This window comes from Microcoleus vaginatus FACHB-2002 (assembly GCF_040004035.1).
Lineage (GTDB): Bacteria > Cyanobacteriota > Cyanobacteriia > Cyanobacteriales > Microcoleaceae > Microcoleus > Microcoleus vaginatus_C.
In genome coordinates this window covers 67,349-84,246 of record NZ_JAMPLN010000028.1, presented here as the reverse complement: position 1 = coordinate 84,246, position 16,898 = coordinate 67,349, and the positions used below count along the sequence as shown (strand labels likewise).

The 16,898-nt window shown below is 45.0% G+C and carries 16 protein-coding genes; 8 read left to right on the top strand and 8 right to left on the bottom strand.

Translation table 11 applies throughout. From position 1 onward, the window contains the following. Positions 1–275: 275 nt before the first annotated feature. Together NDI35_RS21770 and aat are read right to left on the bottom strand one after the other, a co-directional pair. Positions 276–1,328 (bottom strand): HEAT repeat domain-containing protein, encoded by a 1,053-nt coding sequence (locus tag NDI35_RS21770; protein ID WP_445314550.1) that lies wholly within the window; start codon positions 1,326–1,328, stop codon positions 276–278. Between the two features lie 69 nt (positions 1,329–1,397). After that, on the bottom strand, positions 1,398–1,994 hold the full coding sequence (gene aat, locus NDI35_RS21765; protein ID WP_445242358.1) for a leucyl/phenylalanyl-tRNA--protein transferase: 597 nt from the start codon (positions 1,992–1,994) through the stop codon (positions 1,398–1,400). 46 nt (positions 1,995–2,040) lie between these two features. On the opposite strand from aat, the gene NDI35_RS21760 reads away from it, so the two are divergent. Continuing rightward, positions 2,041–2,370: a DUF8822 family protein gene (locus NDI35_RS21760; RefSeq protein WP_333096388.1), complete on the top strand. Its 330-nt coding sequence runs from the start codon at positions 2,041–2,043 to the stop codon at positions 2,368–2,370. A gap of 192 nt (positions 2,371–2,562) precedes the next feature. On the opposite strand, the gene rpsN is transcribed toward NDI35_RS21760, so the two are convergent. From rpsN to rseP, 5 genes are all read right to left on the bottom strand, one after another. Beyond that, the gene (gene rpsN, locus NDI35_RS21755; RefSeq protein ID WP_006633844.1) at positions 2,563–2,865 is read right to left on the bottom strand and encodes a 30S ribosomal protein S14; all 303 of its coding nucleotides are present in this window, start codon (positions 2,863–2,865) and stop codon (positions 2,563–2,565) included. Positions 2,866–3,045: 180 nt separating this feature from the next. Beyond that, positions 3,046–3,378 carry a type II toxin-antitoxin system RelE/ParE family toxin gene (locus NDI35_RS21750; protein ID WP_445314549.1) on the bottom strand — a complete coding sequence of 111 codons (333 nt, stop codon included), beginning with the start codon at positions 3,376–3,378 and terminating at the stop codon, positions 3,046–3,048. Beyond that, positions 3,378–3,629 (bottom strand): hypothetical protein, encoded by a 252-nt coding sequence (locus NDI35_RS21745; RefSeq protein WP_445314548.1) that lies wholly within the window; start codon positions 3,627–3,629, stop codon positions 3,378–3,380. Before NDI35_RS21745 ends, NDI35_RS21750 begins: the two co-directional genes overlap by 1 nt. Positions 3,630–3,760: 131 nt before the next feature. Next, the gene (gene nth / locus NDI35_RS21740; protein WP_445314547.1) at positions 3,761–4,438 is read right to left on the bottom strand and encodes an endonuclease III; all 678 of its coding nucleotides are present in this window, start codon (positions 4,436–4,438) and stop codon (positions 3,761–3,763) included. Positions 4,439–4,665: 227 nt separating this feature from the next. Beyond that, a complete protein-coding gene (gene rseP, locus NDI35_RS21735; RefSeq protein WP_445314546.1) occupies positions 4,666–5,760 on the bottom strand; it encodes an RIP metalloprotease RseP in 1,095 nt (364 codons plus the stop codon). A 241-nt stretch (positions 5,761–6,001) separates the two neighbouring features. Here rseP and NDI35_RS21730 point away from each other — a divergent pair, with 241 nt between their 5' ends. From NDI35_RS21730 to NDI35_RS21705, 6 genes are all read left to right on the top strand, one after another. After that, positions 6,002–6,679, top strand: coding sequence for an ATP-dependent Zn protease (locus NDI35_RS21730; protein WP_445314545.1), 678 nt, complete (start codon positions 6,002–6,004; stop codon positions 6,677–6,679). Positions 6,680–6,794: 115 nt separating this feature from the next. Further along, a complete protein-coding gene (locus NDI35_RS21725; protein WP_445314544.1) occupies positions 6,795–7,346 on the top strand; it encodes a hypothetical protein in 552 nt (183 codons plus the stop codon). A 170-nt stretch (positions 7,347–7,516) separates the two neighbouring features. Then, on the top strand, positions 7,517–8,074 hold the full coding sequence (locus NDI35_RS21720; protein ID WP_445314543.1) for a Uma2 family endonuclease: 558 nt from the start codon (positions 7,517–7,519) through the stop codon (positions 8,072–8,074). A 213-nt stretch (positions 8,075–8,287) separates the two neighbouring features. Beyond that, complete coding sequence (locus tag NDI35_RS21715; protein WP_445314542.1) at positions 8,288–9,718, top strand: MFS transporter; 1,431 nt, start codon at positions 8,288–8,290, stop codon at positions 9,716–9,718. Between the two features lie 565 nt (positions 9,719–10,283). Further along, positions 10,284–10,430, top strand: a complete 147-nt coding sequence (locus NDI35_RS21710) for a hypothetical protein (RefSeq protein WP_445314541.1) — start codon at positions 10,284–10,286, stop codon at positions 10,428–10,430. 328 nt (positions 10,431–10,758) lie between these two features. After that, positions 10,759–13,116 (top strand): GumC family protein, encoded by a 2,358-nt coding sequence (locus tag NDI35_RS21705; protein ID WP_445314540.1) that lies wholly within the window; start codon positions 10,759–10,761, stop codon positions 13,114–13,116. Positions 13,117–13,465: 349 nt separating this feature from the next. On the opposite strand, the gene NDI35_RS21700 is transcribed toward NDI35_RS21705, so the two are convergent. Beyond that, positions 13,466–15,925, bottom strand: coding sequence for a CBS domain-containing protein (locus NDI35_RS21700; protein WP_445314539.1), 2,460 nt, complete (start codon positions 15,923–15,925; stop codon positions 13,466–13,468). A gap of 268 nt (positions 15,926–16,193) precedes the next feature. Here NDI35_RS21700 and NDI35_RS21695 point away from each other — a divergent pair, with 268 nt between their 5' ends. Further along, positions 16,194–16,868: a HEAT repeat domain-containing protein gene (locus NDI35_RS21695; RefSeq protein ID WP_445314538.1), complete on the top strand. Its 675-nt coding sequence runs from the start codon at positions 16,194–16,196 to the stop codon at positions 16,866–16,868. The last annotated feature ends 30 nt before the right edge of the window (positions 16,869–16,898 follow it).

Sequence of the window (16,898 nt, the reverse complement as noted above, 5' to 3'; positions counted from 1 at the left end):
GGTGCGCTGATGAGGAAACTGGTGCATTTGGCTTTTGGGATTTTAAAATCCCAAAAGCCTTTCGACCCAAATTATTTACTCGCGACCCCTTGACAGTTCAAGACAGTATCTACATAAATATTTTTTCACCCGCAATTTATCATTGGTAATTGATAATTTTGTAGGGGCGGGTTTTACCAACCATCTATGTTTAAAACCAATAATCTCATAAACCCGCCCCCACCCAAGGACTCCTAAAATTAGAAAGAATGGCGATGGGCGATCGAATATATCGCTCATTGGGGTTCTAATTTTGCCAAATTTTTCTGGGCAAATTTGCGGAGTCTTTCGTCAGAATCGTTCTGAGCCCGATCGCGCACAAGTTCTAAAGTTTCAGGGCGATCGGGATATAGCTCAATCATAGCTGTAAGAGCTATTTGCCGGGGGTTGTCTTGCAAATCATACTCGCGAGCGAAGGGGTGATTGATACTAACATCGCACAATAATTCAAATATTCCAGGCTCATCTTTCCACCCCCGTGCTATTTCTTGGACTGCTGCACCTCGCACATTCCAATCATCGTCTGATTGAGCGCGTTGTTTGAGCCAAGGTAAGGTTTCCGGGTCATCTTTCCACCCCCGTGCTATTTCTTGGACTGCTGCATATCGCACATTCCAATCATCGTCTGATTGAGCGCGTTGTTTGAGGATAGGTAAGGTTTCCGGGTCATCTTTCCACCCCCGCGCTATTTCTTGGACTGCTGCACGTCGCACCTTTAAATCATCGTCTGATTGAGCGCGTTGTTTGAGGATAGGTAAGGTTTCCGGGTCATCTTTCCACCCCCGTGCTAATTCTTGGACTGCTGCACGTCGCACAGCCGAATCATCGTCTGATTGAGCGCGTTGTTTGAGGATAGGTAAGGTTTCCGGGTCATCTTTCCAAGTTTCTGCAACTGCTGCTACTGCTTGTCTGTGAATTTGATAAACTAGATTGTCATATTCTGAAGGTGTAAAATTAGTGATATTTCCGTATCGAGTTAACTCTTTGAGTCGCTCGCGCAAATTCCTAGCAATAGCAGCGCTCTCATTTCTATTCTTGACTTCGGAAACACACTCCGCCGCCAAAAATAGATTGCTAAACTTTTCTGCTTCCCCATTTTCACCAATCAGGTATTCCAGGACTTCACCGGTAAATTTAGCATCCACCATTCCTGCCATTAAACCTAACACTTCATGCCAAGACTCATCTCGCCAGTGTTCCCGGTAAACTTGAATCAAGTCATCTAATTCAATCGTTTTTTGTTTTTCAAATTCCCGCAAAAACTCCCAAGCATAAAGAGATAATCTCATATCCGGTTAATTCTCTATAATAAAAGTGGTTGGCAGTCGCAAAATTGAGTCCTGATTAGCTCAAAGCTATCAAAATAGGGAACAGCGGCGCTTCAAAGCTGCTTGCAAAAGAGTGTTGTACAGTTTTTCCTTAACAGTATAAGCGCCGAATCTTTCCAAGTGCGGATTGTTCATTTGAGCATCGAAAAGTAGATAAGATCGATCGCGCAATCTCTCCACCAACTTCACCATCGCCACCTTAGAACCCTCGGGAATTCGGTAAAACATCGACTCCCCAATAAACGCACCGCCGATCGACAATCCTAAAATACCGCCCGCCAATTCGTCCCCGCACCAAGTCTCGAAGCTGTAAGCCCAACCGGCCTCATACAAACCCCAGTAAATCTTCTTGAGCTCCTTAGAAATCCAAGTCGTTTCGCGATCGGCACAACCCTCAACCACCGCGCCAAAATCGCGGTTCACAGCCACGGAAAATCGATTTTGATTGATTTGGCGACGCAGGGATTTCGGATAGGTAAATCTTTCATCCAGGGGAATCAGCGCCCGCTGTCGGCTGGAATACCACCCCAAACTTTCCTCGCCGTCATTTGCCATCAAGAAATAGCCTTGCGCGTATCCTTGTATAATTGTCGGTATATCATATTGCATATATTTATCAGTTGTCATTTCTCAGTTAACTTTTCAAAGTCAACATTAGCAATTAGGAATAATCATGTCTGAAATCATTGAACCTATTACCTTACCGCCCGCCCAAAACCCCGAACAAGAAGGCCAATGGCTCCAACAAACGCTGCTGGCCTGGCTAGACTCCGAGTTTATCCCAGAAGCAGCCAACCAGCAAATAGCTAAAAGAGCTGCCCAAATCTATGTCCGCCAGCGCATGGAAGGGGAAAACGACTTGGGCAGCCTCGTAATTGCGATCGTCACCGAAATGCAGGCCTATGATTTTTCTAAAAGCTTCTACGGCGAATTTGCGATCGCCAACGCCGTCAGCGACTTGTTACTCGAAAGTCTCGGCATCGATAAATGCTGTGGCCAGTGAAGCAAGAAGGAGGAAAATTTAACTCATAAGTCTGAAACAAAAATCAACCCCAAACCTAATCCTGCCGATTAATTGTGAGTTTTTTTCTTCTTCCTTCCTTCCTTCTTCCTGACATCCGTTACATCTGTTACATCCGTTACATCCGTTACATCCGTTACAGAATCCGTTGCCGAACTTCCTTCTTCCTTCGTGCTACCAGCTAGACTTCACAACACCGGGCAAAAGACCTTCGTGGGCCATTTCTCGCATCATGTTGCGAGACAGTCCGAAGTCACGATAGTAACCTCTGGGGCGTCCAGTTGCCCAGCAGCGGTTCCGCAAGCGAGTCCGCGAACTGCTGCGGGGTAGCTGTTGCAGTTGGCGGTGAATCGCCATTTTGTCCATCTGATTGTTAGCTTGGTCAAACTGGTCTTTCAGGTCTTCCCGCTTGTCGGCGTACTTGTCTACGAGTCTCTGGCGCTTTTTCTCGCGCTCGACCATGCTCTTCTTAGCCATAATCTGTTGATATCCTTAGATTAATCACAATCTACTATTTTACTATATTTTTGTCTTTTTGGATAACTTTAGTTTTAAATATTTTTATTTACACACAACAACTTATCTTATTTGCAGGGTGCCTCAGCTAATATTGTGCGATCGACAGTTGCTCTAATTCGATCTGACGCACCCTAGGAACTACTCCTGGTTCTCGCCAAGAGTTTGTTGTGCAGCGTGTCGAATGTGGAGGATGCGAACTGCGGACACATTTTCACTTTCGGCAATAGTGAAAAGAATGCGGTATGAGTTGCGCCCTTTACCATAAAGTAACTGCCTAATTTCTTTACTGAAGTATTGATTTTCCCTGGCGATAGGACAACGTTTTGGCATCGCTGATAAAGACTCGATAGCCTTCAACAATCCCTCATACCACTCCCTTGCTTTCGCTGGTGATGTCATCTGAGATAATAGCAGGAATGCACTATCCGCTTGTGCTTCTGCAACGCTAGAAATTTCAATGAGATATCTCATCAGTTTGTTGGAAAACTGTACTTGGTGCGCTGTGATTTAGCAAATTCATCAAAAGAACGGAACCGTCCTACCTCAAAATCATTTAACCCCTCCTGAATACCCTCAATAGCTTCTTGAGAGTCTCGGGCTTCCCATTCTAATATCCGAGTTAGCAATTGGGCCGCAACAAGGCTAATATCTTGTCCTTCCCGATTCGCTTTTTCACGAAGCAGTGCCTCTATTTCTGGACTGAGGGAAATCGCAATACTCATATACTTACTTCCTTAGCATTAAGCTGTTGACAATAATTATAGCAAACTCAAAAAACGCTCAACTGACAAACTTTATTAACAAACTTTTCATCTCAGCAATTGTAAGGTGCGTCAGCTCCTATTGTTTAATGCTAGTTGCTAGCCTCCGCACTGACGCACCCGTGCGTAATATTAGCAGAAGGACACAAATCTGCAAGTTCGCAAATATTGCAAGCCGGATTTCTCGCATTACAAACTGCCCTGCCGTGATAAACCAACCGAATTGACCAATTTTCCCAATCCGGCTGCGGCAACAAGATCATCAAATCCCGCTCGATCCTTATAGGATCGGTATGTTCGGTCAATCCCAACCGCTGACTCAAACGTTTGACGTGAGTGTCTACCGTCACGCCCATATTAATACCAAAAGCGTGGGCGAGAACGACATTAGCCGTTTTGCGGGCGACTCCGGGCAATTCTAGCAGCAGTTCCATCCGCTGCGGCACTTGATTGTTAAATTTATTGACGATCGCCTGACAAGCACCTTTAATATTTTTAGACTTATTCCGGTAGAAACCAGTCGATCGCACCAGACTTTCCAATTCTTCTATATCAGCATTTGCCAAAGCAACCGCATCGGGGAAACGCTTAAACAAAGCCGGCGTTACCAAATTTACTCGATCGTCCGTACACTGAGCCGAGAGAATCGTCGCCACCAGCAACTGCACGGGAGTTTCGTAGTTGAGAGTGCAAGGAGCTTCTGGATAGAGGCGTTTGAGGCGAATCAGAATTTCGAGCGATCGTTGTTTTAAACTTAACTTTTTAGTCATTAGTCAGTAGTCATTAGTCAGTAGTCATTAGTCATTAGTCAGTAGTCATTAGTCATTTGTTATTTATTTTTAACTTCCAGGCACGACTGGGGAACCCATAACCAGAGGTTCTGCCTCGCTTGCGTCGGAAAAAAAGGAGAGGGGAAAATAGGAAAATAGGAAAACGGAAAACTAGACATAATTCTTCCTTCTTCCTTCTTCCTTCTTCCTTCTTCCTTCTTCCTTTACTATTGCATCAAAGATCGAAAATCTATCCCAGCCAAATTAGCTGTATCGCGAATAATCAAGAAAATTCCCAAACCCAGCAACAACACCAAACCAGTCTGCATGACATTTTCCTGAATGCGGTTGGGCAGAGGCTTGCCCCGCAGTCCTTCTATTAACAGAAAAGCTAGCTGACCGCCGTCCAAAGCAGGTAAAGGCAAGATATTAATCACAGCCAAATTGACGCTAATTAACACCGCATACTGAAACAAACTCGCAGCATCCGATTTGGCAATCCCTGCACCAATCGCCACAATCGCCACAGGCCCTGACAACTTGTCGGCAGTTTGGCTGAAATTGCTAAGTAACTGCCCAAAACCTTGAACCGTCAGCACCACAATCCGCTCAAATTCTTTGGCGGCCTTGCTAAACGCCTCTACAAATCGGGCCCTCTGCCGCACCACAGTGCCGTTAGAAGTTAGCTGCACGCCAATGCGACCTTTGCCGTCGGGCGACTCTTCAGGAGTTACTGTCACCACAAATTTTTGTTCTTGGCGCTGAATTTCCAACGCTAGGGGTTGGTTGGGATGATCTTGGATTTCAGTGACCAATAATTTGATTGCTTCGCGGGAAGCGCCCAATTCCTTGCCGTCAACAGACAGAACAACGTCGCCCGATCGAATTCCCGCTTGTTTGGCGGCCGAACTGACTTCCGCAGCGACTTCCGGGACTTTAACTCCCGGTAGGTAGTTCATTTCTGCCGCGCCGACAGTACCCAATTGCACCACCAACAGGAAGTAAGCAAAAATTAAGTTGGCAATTACCCCTGCGCTAATGACGATCGCCCGATCGAGCACGGGGCGATTTTTGAGCAAATTCGGGTCATTTGGGGGAATTGTACTGTCTGGATCGTCGTCCGGGAAACCCACGAAACCTCCCAGGGGAAAGGCGCGGAGGGCGTATTCAGTTTCCGGGCCTTGGTACTTCCAGAGGATGGGCCCGAAACCGATGGAGAAGCGGTTGACGTGGATGTGTTGAAGTCTCGCCGCCAGGAAGTGGCCGAGTTCGTGAACGACAATCAAGATACCTAAAACTGCGATCGCTGCCAAAACTGACATGAAGGATTCCACTAACACTTTTACTTGACTTTGATTTATTTTAATATCTTTTTAATATCGGTGGCTTGGGAGCGACATTTTTCAGTCAAACTGGAAAGTGGAGTTTTTGTCGGAAGTCGGGGGCGCGGAGCTCGACCCGACGCTGCCAAACCGATCGCGCGATCGTACCTGAGTTTACCTCTAAAACCAATTCCCTATTACAAATTATCCATTACCAATTCTCAGTTACCCATTCGCCATTATGAAAGACACTTCTTTGAATATTATCGCTATTTCTATCTTTGCCATCACCGTTTCCATATTGTTGGGGCCCCTATTCAACTTGCCAGAAGCCGTACCTGCGATCGCCACTTTTTGCCTGTTGGGGCTTGCTACCCTCGACAGTTTCCAGTGGCAAGGTCAAGGCGGTACTATTTTATTAGATTGGTTGGGGGGAACTTCCAAACAAAAGCGCGATCGAATCCTCCACCACGAAGCCGGACACTTCCTAGTCGCGTACCTGTTGGGAATTCCCGTAACCAGCTACGCCCTCAACGCTTGGGAAGCTTTCAAACAAGGTCAAACAGCCCAAGGCGGCGTCCGATTTGAAGACGAACAATTAGCATCTCAACTCCAAAGTGGCACTCTTTCCGCCCAACTTTTAGACCAATACTGCACCGTGTGGATGGCCGGAATAGTCGCAGAAAAATTTGTTTACGGCAGCGCACAAGGAGGAGCAGAAGACCGCACCAAAATTAGTGCAATTTTAACACAACTGCGCCGTCCAAGTGCCGAGATTCAACTTAAACAAAACTGGGGTTTGCTGCGAGCAAAAAACCTGATTGAAAGCCACCAATCTGCTTACGAAGCCCTAGTAGCAGCAATGGAAAAAAGAGCAACTGTTGCCGAATGCTGCGACATCATCCAGCAAAACTTATAGGAAAAAGATTACGCACTCTTGCCTTATAAACCCGGTCGATCTCTAGATTTCTTACTAAAACCAACAATTTGCGTAGAAACCGAGTTTAAGAGCGTATTATAGGGATTAAAAATTCATGTCAGAACCAAAAATTTTACCAACAACACTGCAAACAGCGAACCCAAATACAGAAAAATTGTTGTGGCTGTTCGGTTTTCGGATCGACCCCAGCACCGAAATACCAAATCTATATACTCTAATTGTCTATGGAGAACACGAGCCGCCCTTAGTAGCCGGCGGTCAACTTGTATTTTTTACTCGTCCAGAACTAGCGATTAACGCTCTCCAATTGTGCAATATCGATGTCAGCGAACTGGGAAAGCCACCCACACAAATAGACGCTATTTGCGACGTTGCAGAAACGCTGTACTTGCTCGATGCCGAAGATTTTGACGAGTCAGCTACTATCCTCAACTGTTTGAACGCCCTTTTCGATTTAGTGAAAGCTACTTTAATACCCATGCCAACTGAATACAAGCGCATACTTTATGATTTTGCCGACCATTTGAATATTGAGGAAGAGTTTGCAAGTTTTTTAGACGCAGAAGATATTCAGCGCTCGGAAATTGTCAATGCCATTTTGTGGTGTGTGGGAGCAATTACAGCTAAATCTAGATTGCTGACCTAGCAATTTTAGTTTGGAATTTTAGATTTGGGATTTGGGATTTAAAGTAGTCCGGTACTCTACCAAATAAACCGCATTTTTTACCATTGTTAAAGTCTCTTATCCAGTATTTTGATAAAAAAACGGTTTCGGCTTTTAGGATAATAGATAATATCGCAAAAGGAAATTGTGCCATGACTGTAACAGATTTACGCTTGTGGACTGTAGAGGAATATCGCCGCATGACCGAAACAGGCATTCTCAATCCCGATGAACGAGTCGAATTAATTGACGGGCAAATTATCTCAAGGAGTGCAAAAAATCCTCCCCACGCAGCCACTAACCTCTGTGCAGCCGACTATCTCAGAAATCTGCTGGCAGGACTTGCTTTAATTCGCATCCAAGACCCGATCGCTCTAAGTTATAATTCAGAACCAGAACCGGATATTGCTGTAGTGCAAATCGACCCTCGGCTGTACCAAGATTTTCATCCCGCACCCGCCAACATTTTCTTATTAGTAGAAATAGCTGATACCACCTTAGAAACAGACCGCAAGCGAAAAGCACCGGCTTATGCTAAGGCGGGAATTACTGATTATTGGATACTTGATGTTAACACGCGGCAAGTTTATGTTTTTCGCGAACCGGGCGAGGCAAACTACCGACAAGAAACAGTATTTAATGAAGATGATGTTTTGTCAATGCTGGCATTTCCAGAAATAGAAGTTCAGATTTCGCAACTGTTTCCTTAAGTAGGGGCAGGTTTTAGCCAGAATAATTGGCTAAGACAAATAATCTCGTAAACCTGCCCCCACCAACCTATCAATTACCAATTACCCAATTATAAATTACCAAATCTTCAAGCTTGTCCCGATCGCTACAAAAAACTTAGTATTAAGGCGTAGCATGAGTTATACTCCTACTGGAAAGACTGTGACTGCCAAAAAATCCCAAAATCAAAGTTTATGAGCAACACTTCCCCGCCTCAATCAGCCGCCAACAATCCTGCAACACAAAAACTCAGTTTCTCGACAAAATTAGCTTACGGTGCCGGCGACCTCGGCCCGGCAATTACCGCTAATGTTTTGGCATTTTACCTCCTAGTTTTCTTTACCAATGTCGCTGGTTTACCTGCCGGTTTAGCCAGTAATATTTTGGTAGTTGGCAAGGTTTGGGATGCCATAAATGACCCGATTGTGGGGGTTTTGAGCGATCGCACTTCTCACCCTTGGGGCCGCCGATATCCTTGGATAATATATGGTGGCATCCCCTTCGGCATATTCTTCTTATTGCAGTGGATTGTACCTAGCACGAATCACACAGTGTTATTTTGGTACTATGTTGCGATCAGCATTTTGTTCAACACCGCATACACGGCTGTGAATCTTCCCTACACTGCCCTGACTCCAGAACTTACTCAAGACTACAACGAACGCACTAGCCTTAATAGTTTTCGATTTGCTTTCTCCATTGGCGGCAGCATCTTTTCATTAATCTTAGCTCTAATTATCTTTGCTGTATTTGAAAAGAACCCCAATCAACAATATTTAGTATTAGGTGCAATCTGTGCAGTTATCTCTGTCTTGCCTTTGTACTGGTGCGTTTTGGGAACTCGCAAGCACGTCGCAGCCCAACTATTAGAAAACGCAGAACTAGATAATTCTACATCTTTGCCACTGAAAGAACAGTTGCAGATTGCATTTAGCAATCGCCCTTTTTTGTACGTCATTGGAATTTATCTTTTTTCTTGGCTGGGAGTGCAGTTGACGGCTACTATTATTCCCTACTTTGTTGTTAACTGGATGCAACAGCCACAGTACGTTTTTAGCTTGGTTGCGATCGCAGTTCAAGGCACCGCATTAATCATGCTATTTGTTTGGAGTAAAGTCAGCGAAAGATACGGCAAAAAAGCCGTATATTTTATGGGCATGAGTTTGTGGATTATTGCCCAAGCTGGACTGTTTTTCCTCCAACCAGGACAAGTATTGCAGATGTACCTATTAGCAGTCATGGCAGGTGTGGGAGTTTCCACGGCTTATCTAATACCTTGGTCGATGATACCGGATGTGATCGAACTCGACGAACTGCAAACAGGAGAAAGACGCGAAGGCGTTTTCTATTCATTTATGGTACTGCTGCAAAAAATCGGATTGGCAGGGGGTTTGTGGTTGGTAGGCCAAGCATTAGAAGGAGCTGGATTTCTCTCTACCGTTCCCGGACAGCCGGCCCCCGTACAGCCAGATTCTGCACTGTTTGCAATTCGAGTTGCGATCGGGCCGTTGCCCACAATTGCTTTAATTGCTGGCATGATTCTTACATATTTTTATCCTATAACCCGCGAAGTTCATGCAGAAATATTGTTGAAACTTAGAGAAAGAAGAGCACAAAATCAGTAAGCGCTAATAAAAAGTAGTTGGTAATTAGTAAAATCCAAAAACAACAACTACCTATAGCTACTCCCAGCGAGATCAATAGCAATCCTCCCATCCTGTGTGAACTCTTTTTTTCTTTGACAATCTGTCATCTTCTTATTGCATCGGTTAATTCAAAAAAAAGCCCGTTGCGCGTTTACCGAAAGGATTGCTATAACTTGCTGGGAGGGCGAATCAAAGCGATAGTTTTATTAATAGCCCCGGAACGCATAAAGCTAGTTTTTTTTACGAAAACACATAAATCGCGCAGCGCGATCCGCCCGGTAGAAAAACCCAGAAGGCTTGAGTTGTTCGAGATGTCGATCGAGCCTGAGAACACACATTATTAAATTTTATGTCGGTAGCGCACTACAGAGATGAGTTTGTGATATAACTGGCCCGGTTAGTTAAGTCTATAAACTTAGTCAGTCATCCAGCTCCTCAAAAAGTTTATAATTAAAAGAAGAAACAGATTTTTCTAGGAAATTGATTCGATTAGTTGCCGTTCCCAAAAATCTGCTGAATGTGGCTAATTATATCTACATGAGAAATGCAAAACTTTTTAGCCGGTCAGTTAGCCCGTAAGTTAACAAGTGCTTCTGCCGTGGACTGCGAACCGAAAAATGGCAGAGACTATAAACCAATACCAGCGCAAGCGGCGGCTGAGGTGTTACGGTCAATTGTAAAAGTTTGGTAAAGTTATTGAACCCCCTGTCGCGAAGCTGAGCGACACCTGAAAAATTTCGCTTCGTCGCCCGGAAACCCTAAATACAAGCACAACGCAGCAGACCCAAATGCAGTCTGATATAACTCTCCAGCAGTTGTAAAAGAACTTTTGCCACCGGCATAGCATAGGGATTTAGTTATTTTTGTATACTAGGTGAAAGTAGTGAGAACTATTAGAAGGAAGTGGGCTCGACCAACCAATAATTTCGTGTGATATCCTTAAGCCAATGCTCAAAGTATCAACCCGAAGGCTCGCAGAAGAAAGCTGATTTTACCCACAAAATATCCAAGAGGTCAACATGGAAAGAGAACAGGACGCTCATATCGTACCCATTAGCAGCCAGAGCAGACAGGTGCAGCAATTTTCCGTTGACGAGGGAGAAGAGTTAAGCGCGCAGCCTCAGAAAGGATTGAATCTAAAGCCGTTGTTGAGGACTTTTCAGCGACAAGCCCTAATCATTATTGGGATTATAGCTCTAGTAGGCGGTGGAGTTGTTTATCAGATCAAGGGAGGCAAGAAAACATATCAAGGCGATTTTCGGATGCTAGTGGAACCCGTGACAACGGAGGCAAGAATTGCTGACCCCGCTGCTCTAGCCAATCGCAGCGAGGGGGGAGGAGTACCTAATCGAGATTTTTTTAGTTTGGACTACGCAACTCAACTTGAAATTCTCAAGAGTCCTCAGATGCTTTCTGCTATTGCCAAACAAGTCCAAAAACGATATCCAAAAGTTACCGAAAAAATTCTTGAAAAAGAATTAGTCGTTTTGCGGATGGGAGAAGATCTGATGACGATGACTAAAATTTTGCAAGTTCGCTTCATGGGGGATGACCCTAAATTAGTTGAGTTCGTTTTACAAGAAACTAAAAAGAAATATTTAAAGTACAGTCTTGAGGAACGCAAGACTCGGATTGGTGAAGGTGTTAAATTTATTGAAGACCAGCTTCCGGGACTCAATAACCGCGTAAACAAGCTGAAATCAGAGTTACAGCTGATACAGCAGGAGCAACAGATTACCGATCCTAAAGAACAAGGCGCGCAATTAATCGAGCAAGTTCGGGCAGTAGAAACTTTAGAGTTAGAAACTCAAAGGCTACTGCAAGAACAGAAAACGCTGTACGCTAACTTGCAAAAACAATTAGATTTTACACCAAATGAAGCTATTGCCGCTTCAGCTTTAAGCGAAGAACCTCAATATAAAGAGTTGCTGACCAAGGTTAAGGAAGTAGAAGGTCAGATTGCTGTAGAAACAGCTCGTTTTAAATCTGCTAACCCTATAGTGGAAGCTTTAGAGCGCAAGCGGGCAAATTTAGTAGCTTTGCTCAACCAGCAAACTGCTCGAATTTTGGGGCAAAATTTAGTAGGCACCCAAGCTAATTCTAAAGTTCAGAATTTTCAAAATTCTATTCGCATAGGCTTGATTAAACAATTGGTTGATACTGCTAACCAAGTTGAAGTCTTAGAAGCTCGCCTTCAAGCAATCACCCAAACTAAAAACAATTTAAACAGGCAAGCAACAGAATTCCCCACCATAGCCCGCCGCTACAACGAACTGCAACAGCAATTAGAAGTAGCCGCCCGCACCCGCGATCAACTTTTAAGTCAGCGGGAAACTCTGCGCGTCCAAGCAGCTCAAAGCCAAGTACCTTGGGAAATAATTTCTGAACCAGCCATACCGCGAGATGAGAAGGGCAAGCTGATGACAGTTCCATCGAAAGCTAAAAACAAATTGATCATGGCAGTTGTTGGAGCGCTAGTTTTGGGTCTGGGATCTGCTATCCTCATTGAAAAGTTCCGCAATATTTTCTACTGTGCTGATGACGTTAAAGATGCGGTTGAAGCACCTTTATTGGGAGCAATTCCTCTTGACAAAAATGCTAGAAAATTGGCGCCTTCTATTGCTAATGCCTATGCTTATCTTGAAGGAAAAGAGGGTAATAAGAAAAATGCTGCGGAATTTATAGAAGCTTTTGACTCTCTTTATACTAATATTCGCTTTCTTTCTTCAAATCGAACGATTAGCTCTTTGGCAGTTGGTTCGGCTACAGTTGGCGAAGGCAAATCTACCGTTGCTTTAAACTTAGCTCACGTGGCAGCGCTGGCGGGTCAGCGAGTGCTGTTAGTAGACGCGAATTTGCATTCGCCCAGCCTGCACTTGCTGTTGGAACTGCCTAATGTCAAGGGATTGAGCAACTTGCTCGATAATAAAAACGAACCCCATGAAATTATCCAACGATCGCATCTAGCAGATAATCTTTTTGTATTAACTGCTGGTCTCCCGGATGCTGGTACTGCCAGACGGCTGGCATCATCTCAGATGCAGTATTTAATGGAAGAACTTCAGGCAAAATTTGACTTAGTTATCTACGATACGCCGCCGCTCGTTGACAGTAAAGATACGAATTTTTTAGCGGCGCGCACCGATGGCATACTGATGGTTGTAGCAATTCAGCAGGTTCCCTTTTCAGTAGTTCAAAAAGTTTTCAGTCAATTAGAAAATTTTGGCATACCATGCTTGGGTACAGTTGCGAATCATGCCCCTAAACGCAAGAAGTATCCAGCATCTAGAGCCTCAGTTGTTGAAGATAAAAATGAATATTTGAATTTGGCACCAGCACCGTCTCGTATCCGCAAACTAGCTCCTAAAAAAGAGTGACACCCAACAAAGTTGAGCGAGCATCTCAAGGAAAGCACCCAAGCCCAAAATAGGAGGCAGGAGGCAGGAGTCAGAAGGAAGGAGTCAGAAGGAAGGAGTCAGAAGAACTGTTTTTACAAGTATGAGATGCTCCCAAAGCTGACCCCCAAAGAAAGGATACAAGCCCCCGACAGGAGTCATAGAACTGCCAAAATTTTAGACTCTTGTTCAATCTCCCAGATTCATCTGTGGAGTAAATCGAAAAGCTAAAATCGTTCGACTGAGCGCGACTTGAGGCTCGCGCTCGCCGAACCTCTTAGGCCGAAATCTAAAATGTAAAATCTAAAATCTAAAATTGATTGATGGCCGACTAATTTCCATCTGGGTTGGTAGGAAATGTGACGATAAAATGAGTCCAGCCATTCCTGCTTTCAACCTCAATTTTTCCCTGCAACTGTTCCACAAGTTTTTGAACCAAAGCTAAACCCAAACCTGTACCTCCTTGTTTCCAAGGATCGGCGTTGGGAACTCGATAAAATTTCTCAAAAATTCGAGGCAATTCCTCTATGGAAATCGATGATTGATTGCTGAGTGTAAATTGGATTTCTGAAGCCACAGCACTTGCTTGTCGCAAATTTGTCCTTTGTCCTCTTTGTTCGCAGTCTCCGTTTTTGCACTCAACTTTCAGAGAAATTTCGCCGTCATTAGCCGTATATTTGCAGGCATTGTTGAGGAGTTCTGCTAAAATTCGTCCCAAACTAGCGCGGTTGGAACTGATCGTGGGGAGGTGGCGATCGCACTCTACTCGCAAATCCTGGTGGCGGTCGTGGGCCCGGCTGTAAAACGGGTCGATAATAGTAGGCAGCCAGACTTCTAAGTTTACTGGTTCGAGGTCGATCGGGCAAGTTGCAGCTTCGAGCCGCTGCAAATCTAGCAAAGCATTAATCAAATCTGTTTCTCTAGTACATTCTGTTTCTAAAATTTCTAGATAAATCTGGCGTCGATCTAGTGTGGGAGAAATTCTTAACATATGAATAGCCATTTTTATATTAGCTAAAGGCGTCCGCAGTTCGTGAGAAACGGTGCTGAGAAACTCATCTTTGAGGACATTTAAATGCTGGAGTTCGTGAACTTTTTGCTGCAATTCGGCCGTGCGTTCTTGGACTTGGCGTTCGAGGTCGGTGTTGAGATTTTGGACTTGCTGATAGAGTTGGGCTTGCTGAATGGCGATCGCGATTTGAGTTGCCAGTTGCAGGAGCAAATCCACTTCCGAAGGTTGCCACTGACGGGATTGGGAACACTGATGGACACACATCATCCCCCACAAATTGCCGTCTTGCAAAATTGGTACAATCAAATAAGCTTTGATTTGCGCTTGCTGGAACCGGGCATATTTTTCGGCGCTCAAACAGGCTTGGTCGAGGTCTGGAACCGCATAAATTTCCTGTTCGATCACGGAAGCAGATTCTTGCCAAATATTATCCGGCATGATTTCTCCCAATATTGAAGGCCAATTTTCGGCAACGGATTCTGCCACTACAATGCCGTAATTGCTGGACTCTAAATGCAGGATTGCTACTCGGTCAGCTTGCAAAACTTGGCGGACTTCATCGACGCTGGCGTTGAGAATTTCTTCGAGGTTTAAGGATTGGTGAATCCGCAAGGAAATGTGAGTTAACAGCCGATCGCGCTGCAATTGTTCGTGGAGTTTTGCAGTCCGTTCCCGCACCTGCTGTTCTAGTTTGGCGTTGCGGCTTTGCAGCAGTTCCACTTTTTCGGCTTGGAGTTGATAAACCGACTGCTGCAACTGTTTGACAACTCGGTACATTTCGGTGGGATCGAGGACTCTGAGCAAGCTGGTCTGAGTAATAATTCCCAACAGTTCTCCGCGTCCCCCGCACACGACCAACCGCTGCACTTGTTGCTGCTCCATTTCTTTGTGCGCCGTCCATAGGGAATCGGAGGGTTGAAGAAATTGCAGGGGAGTTCTCATGACTTTTTGAGCAGGGGTTTGCTCGAAATTTAGTTCGAGAAACTGTGCCTGCACAAGGTCATATTCAGTAATAATTCCCAGGGGTTGGTGAAAGGAATAGTGAAAAATGGAGGTATAGTCATCTTTGGGCTTCTCCATTGTTAATTCTTTGTTTTTTGTAATCACTACGCAACTGACTTGATGCTCTGACATCAGTTCGGCTATGCTCAGCAGCGAGGCGGTGTGGGGCGCTGTAATTGGCGTAGTCATTAATTCTGCTACCCGCCGCAATTTAAGAATGTTTGAAGGCTGCAATACTTGGCGAATTCTTTCCCGTGTCAGCACTCCTACCAAGTGGCGAAATTGATTGACGATCGGCAAATAGCGAATCTTGTGCTGGCGAAATAAGGATAAAGCGGTAAACACGTCTTGGTCATCGGATTCTGTGAGGGAGACCGACACCGGGGACATCACTTCGGAAATTGGTATTTTGTGCAGGGCTACTTTTTGCTGGCTGTCTATTGTGCCAGAAGCTATCAGCCTCACTAGGTCGGCGGGAGTTAATATGCCGATTAACAGTCCGCGGCTGGGGTTGTCAGATAAGTTGCCTGTGGTAATAGTCTGCTGGTTCTGCACGACGAACACGCAGCGGGCCCGCACCTTTTCCGGCGCGGATGTTTCGGTTATCGCCCCCCGGTCTGAGGGTACAGGTGTTTTGACTAGAGGACAACTGTTTTGCAACTGACTCATCAGGGCGATCGCCACTGCTAAGGAAGTTTCTGGCCCGGCAGTGAGGGGGTAGCGATCGATCGCTTGTTCTAAGGCTGAGGAGTAAAAGGGCGGGTGGTAGAACGGCATAGTTGATTGCAGGTTGTCAGAGGGCGGCTAACTATCGGGCAAAGCCTTAGGGAACGGCAGAAACACCTCGCCTGTGCTTGGGATTTAAATAATAAACTTTCTCTTTGATTATTTCCACGCAATCTGAACTTTAGATTAATCGTGCCACTAATTCGCAATCTCACTGATCTCAAATTCTTGGGCGGTTTTTACTGCCTGCTTTTCTCCTGAGACTCCCCTATAATCAAAATAACCCGAATGTAAAGTTTTACTACAAGATTTATCCATAATGACAACTTTAAGCTTAGAGCAAATTGCAGCCAAGTTAGAAAGCCAAAATTCAGCCGATCGAATGGTGGCTTTGGCCAACTTGCGGAATGTGCCTGCTGCTGAGGCGGTGCCTTTGATTAAAAAGGTGTTGAACGACGAAAGTTTGCAGGTGCGATCGATGGCTGTGTTTGCTCTCGGGGTCAAACCGACAGCAGAGTGCTATCCTATTCTAGTCAAATTGCTAGAAACTGACCCGGATTACGGCATTCGCGCTGACGCTGCGGGTGCTTTGGGCTATCTGGAAGATATCAGAGCTTTTGATGCTTTGGTGCGGGCTTTTTACGAAGATACTGAATGGCTGGTGCGCTTCAGTGCTGCTGTTTCTCTGGGAAATCTCAAAGATCCCCGGGCTCGCGATGTGCTGCTGAAAGCTCTCGACAGTGAGCAAGTGGTGATCCAGCAGGCCGCAATTTCGGCTTTGGGGGAAATTAAGGAAATTGGGGCGATCGATCGCATCCTCAATTTTGCTCAGTCGGAAGATTGGCTGATCCGCCAGAGGCTGGCTGAAGCTTTGGGCAATTTGCCGAGTGTTAAGAGCGTTTCGGCTTTGAAATACTTAGAAAAAGATAGGAATTCTCAAGTATCTCAAGCAGCAACAATTTCTCTCGATCGTTTGTCAAAAACAGAAGTGTAAAAATTTGTAGAGGCGGGTTCATTAAAATCT

Excerpts from the sequence above, each read along its gene's own strand:
- rpsN (WP_006633844.1), bottom strand. The coding sequence starts at position 2,865 with ATGGCTAAGAAGAGCATGGTCGAGCGCGAGAAAAAGCGCCAGAGACTC.
- NDI35_RS21770 (WP_445314550.1), bottom strand. The coding sequence starts at position 1,328 with ATGAGATTATCTCTTTATGCTTGGGAGTTTTTGCGGGAATTTGAAAAA.
- NDI35_RS21700 (WP_445314539.1), bottom strand. The coding sequence starts at position 15,925 with ATGCCGTTCTACCACCCGCCCTTTTACTCCTCAGCCTTAGAACAAGCG.
- aat (WP_445242358.1), bottom strand. The coding sequence starts at position 1,994 with ATGACAACTGATAAATATATGCAATATGATATACCGACAATTATACAA.
- NDI35_RS21760 (WP_333096388.1), top strand. The coding sequence starts at position 2,041 with ATGTCTGAAATCATTGAACCTATTACCTTACCGCCCGCCCAAAACCCC.
- NDI35_RS21695 (WP_445314538.1), top strand. The coding sequence starts at position 16,194 with ATGACAACTTTAAGCTTAGAGCAAATTGCAGCCAAGTTAGAAAGCCAA.
- NDI35_RS21720 (WP_445314543.1), top strand. The coding sequence starts at position 7,517 with ATGACTGTAACAGATTTACGCTTGTGGACTGTAGAGGAATATCGCCGC.
- NDI35_RS21705 (WP_445314540.1), top strand. The coding sequence starts at position 10,759 with ATGGAAAGAGAACAGGACGCTCATATCGTACCCATTAGCAGCCAGAGC.
- NDI35_RS21725 (WP_445314544.1), top strand. The coding sequence starts at position 6,795 with ATGTCAGAACCAAAAATTTTACCAACAACACTGCAAACAGCGAACCCA.
- NDI35_RS21750 (WP_445314549.1), bottom strand. The coding sequence starts at position 3,378 with ATGAGATATCTCATTGAAATTTCTAGCGTTGCAGAAGCACAAGCGGAT.
- NDI35_RS21710 (WP_445314541.1), top strand. The coding sequence starts at position 10,284 with ATGCAAAACTTTTTAGCCGGTCAGTTAGCCCGTAAGTTAACAAGTGCT.
- NDI35_RS21730 (WP_445314545.1), top strand. The coding sequence starts at position 6,002 with ATGAAAGACACTTCTTTGAATATTATCGCTATTTCTATCTTTGCCATC.
- NDI35_RS21745 (WP_445314548.1), bottom strand. The coding sequence starts at position 3,629 with ATGAGTATTGCGATTTCCCTCAGTCCAGAAATAGAGGCACTGCTTCGT.
- NDI35_RS21715 (WP_445314542.1), top strand. The coding sequence starts at position 8,288 with ATGAGCAACACTTCCCCGCCTCAATCAGCCGCCAACAATCCTGCAACA.
- rseP (WP_445314546.1), bottom strand. The coding sequence starts at position 5,760 with ATGTCAGTTTTGGCAGCGATCGCAGTTTTAGGTATCTTGATTGTCGTT.
- nth (WP_445314547.1), bottom strand. The coding sequence starts at position 4,438 with ATGACTAAAAAGTTAAGTTTAAAACAACGATCGCTCGAAATTCTGATT.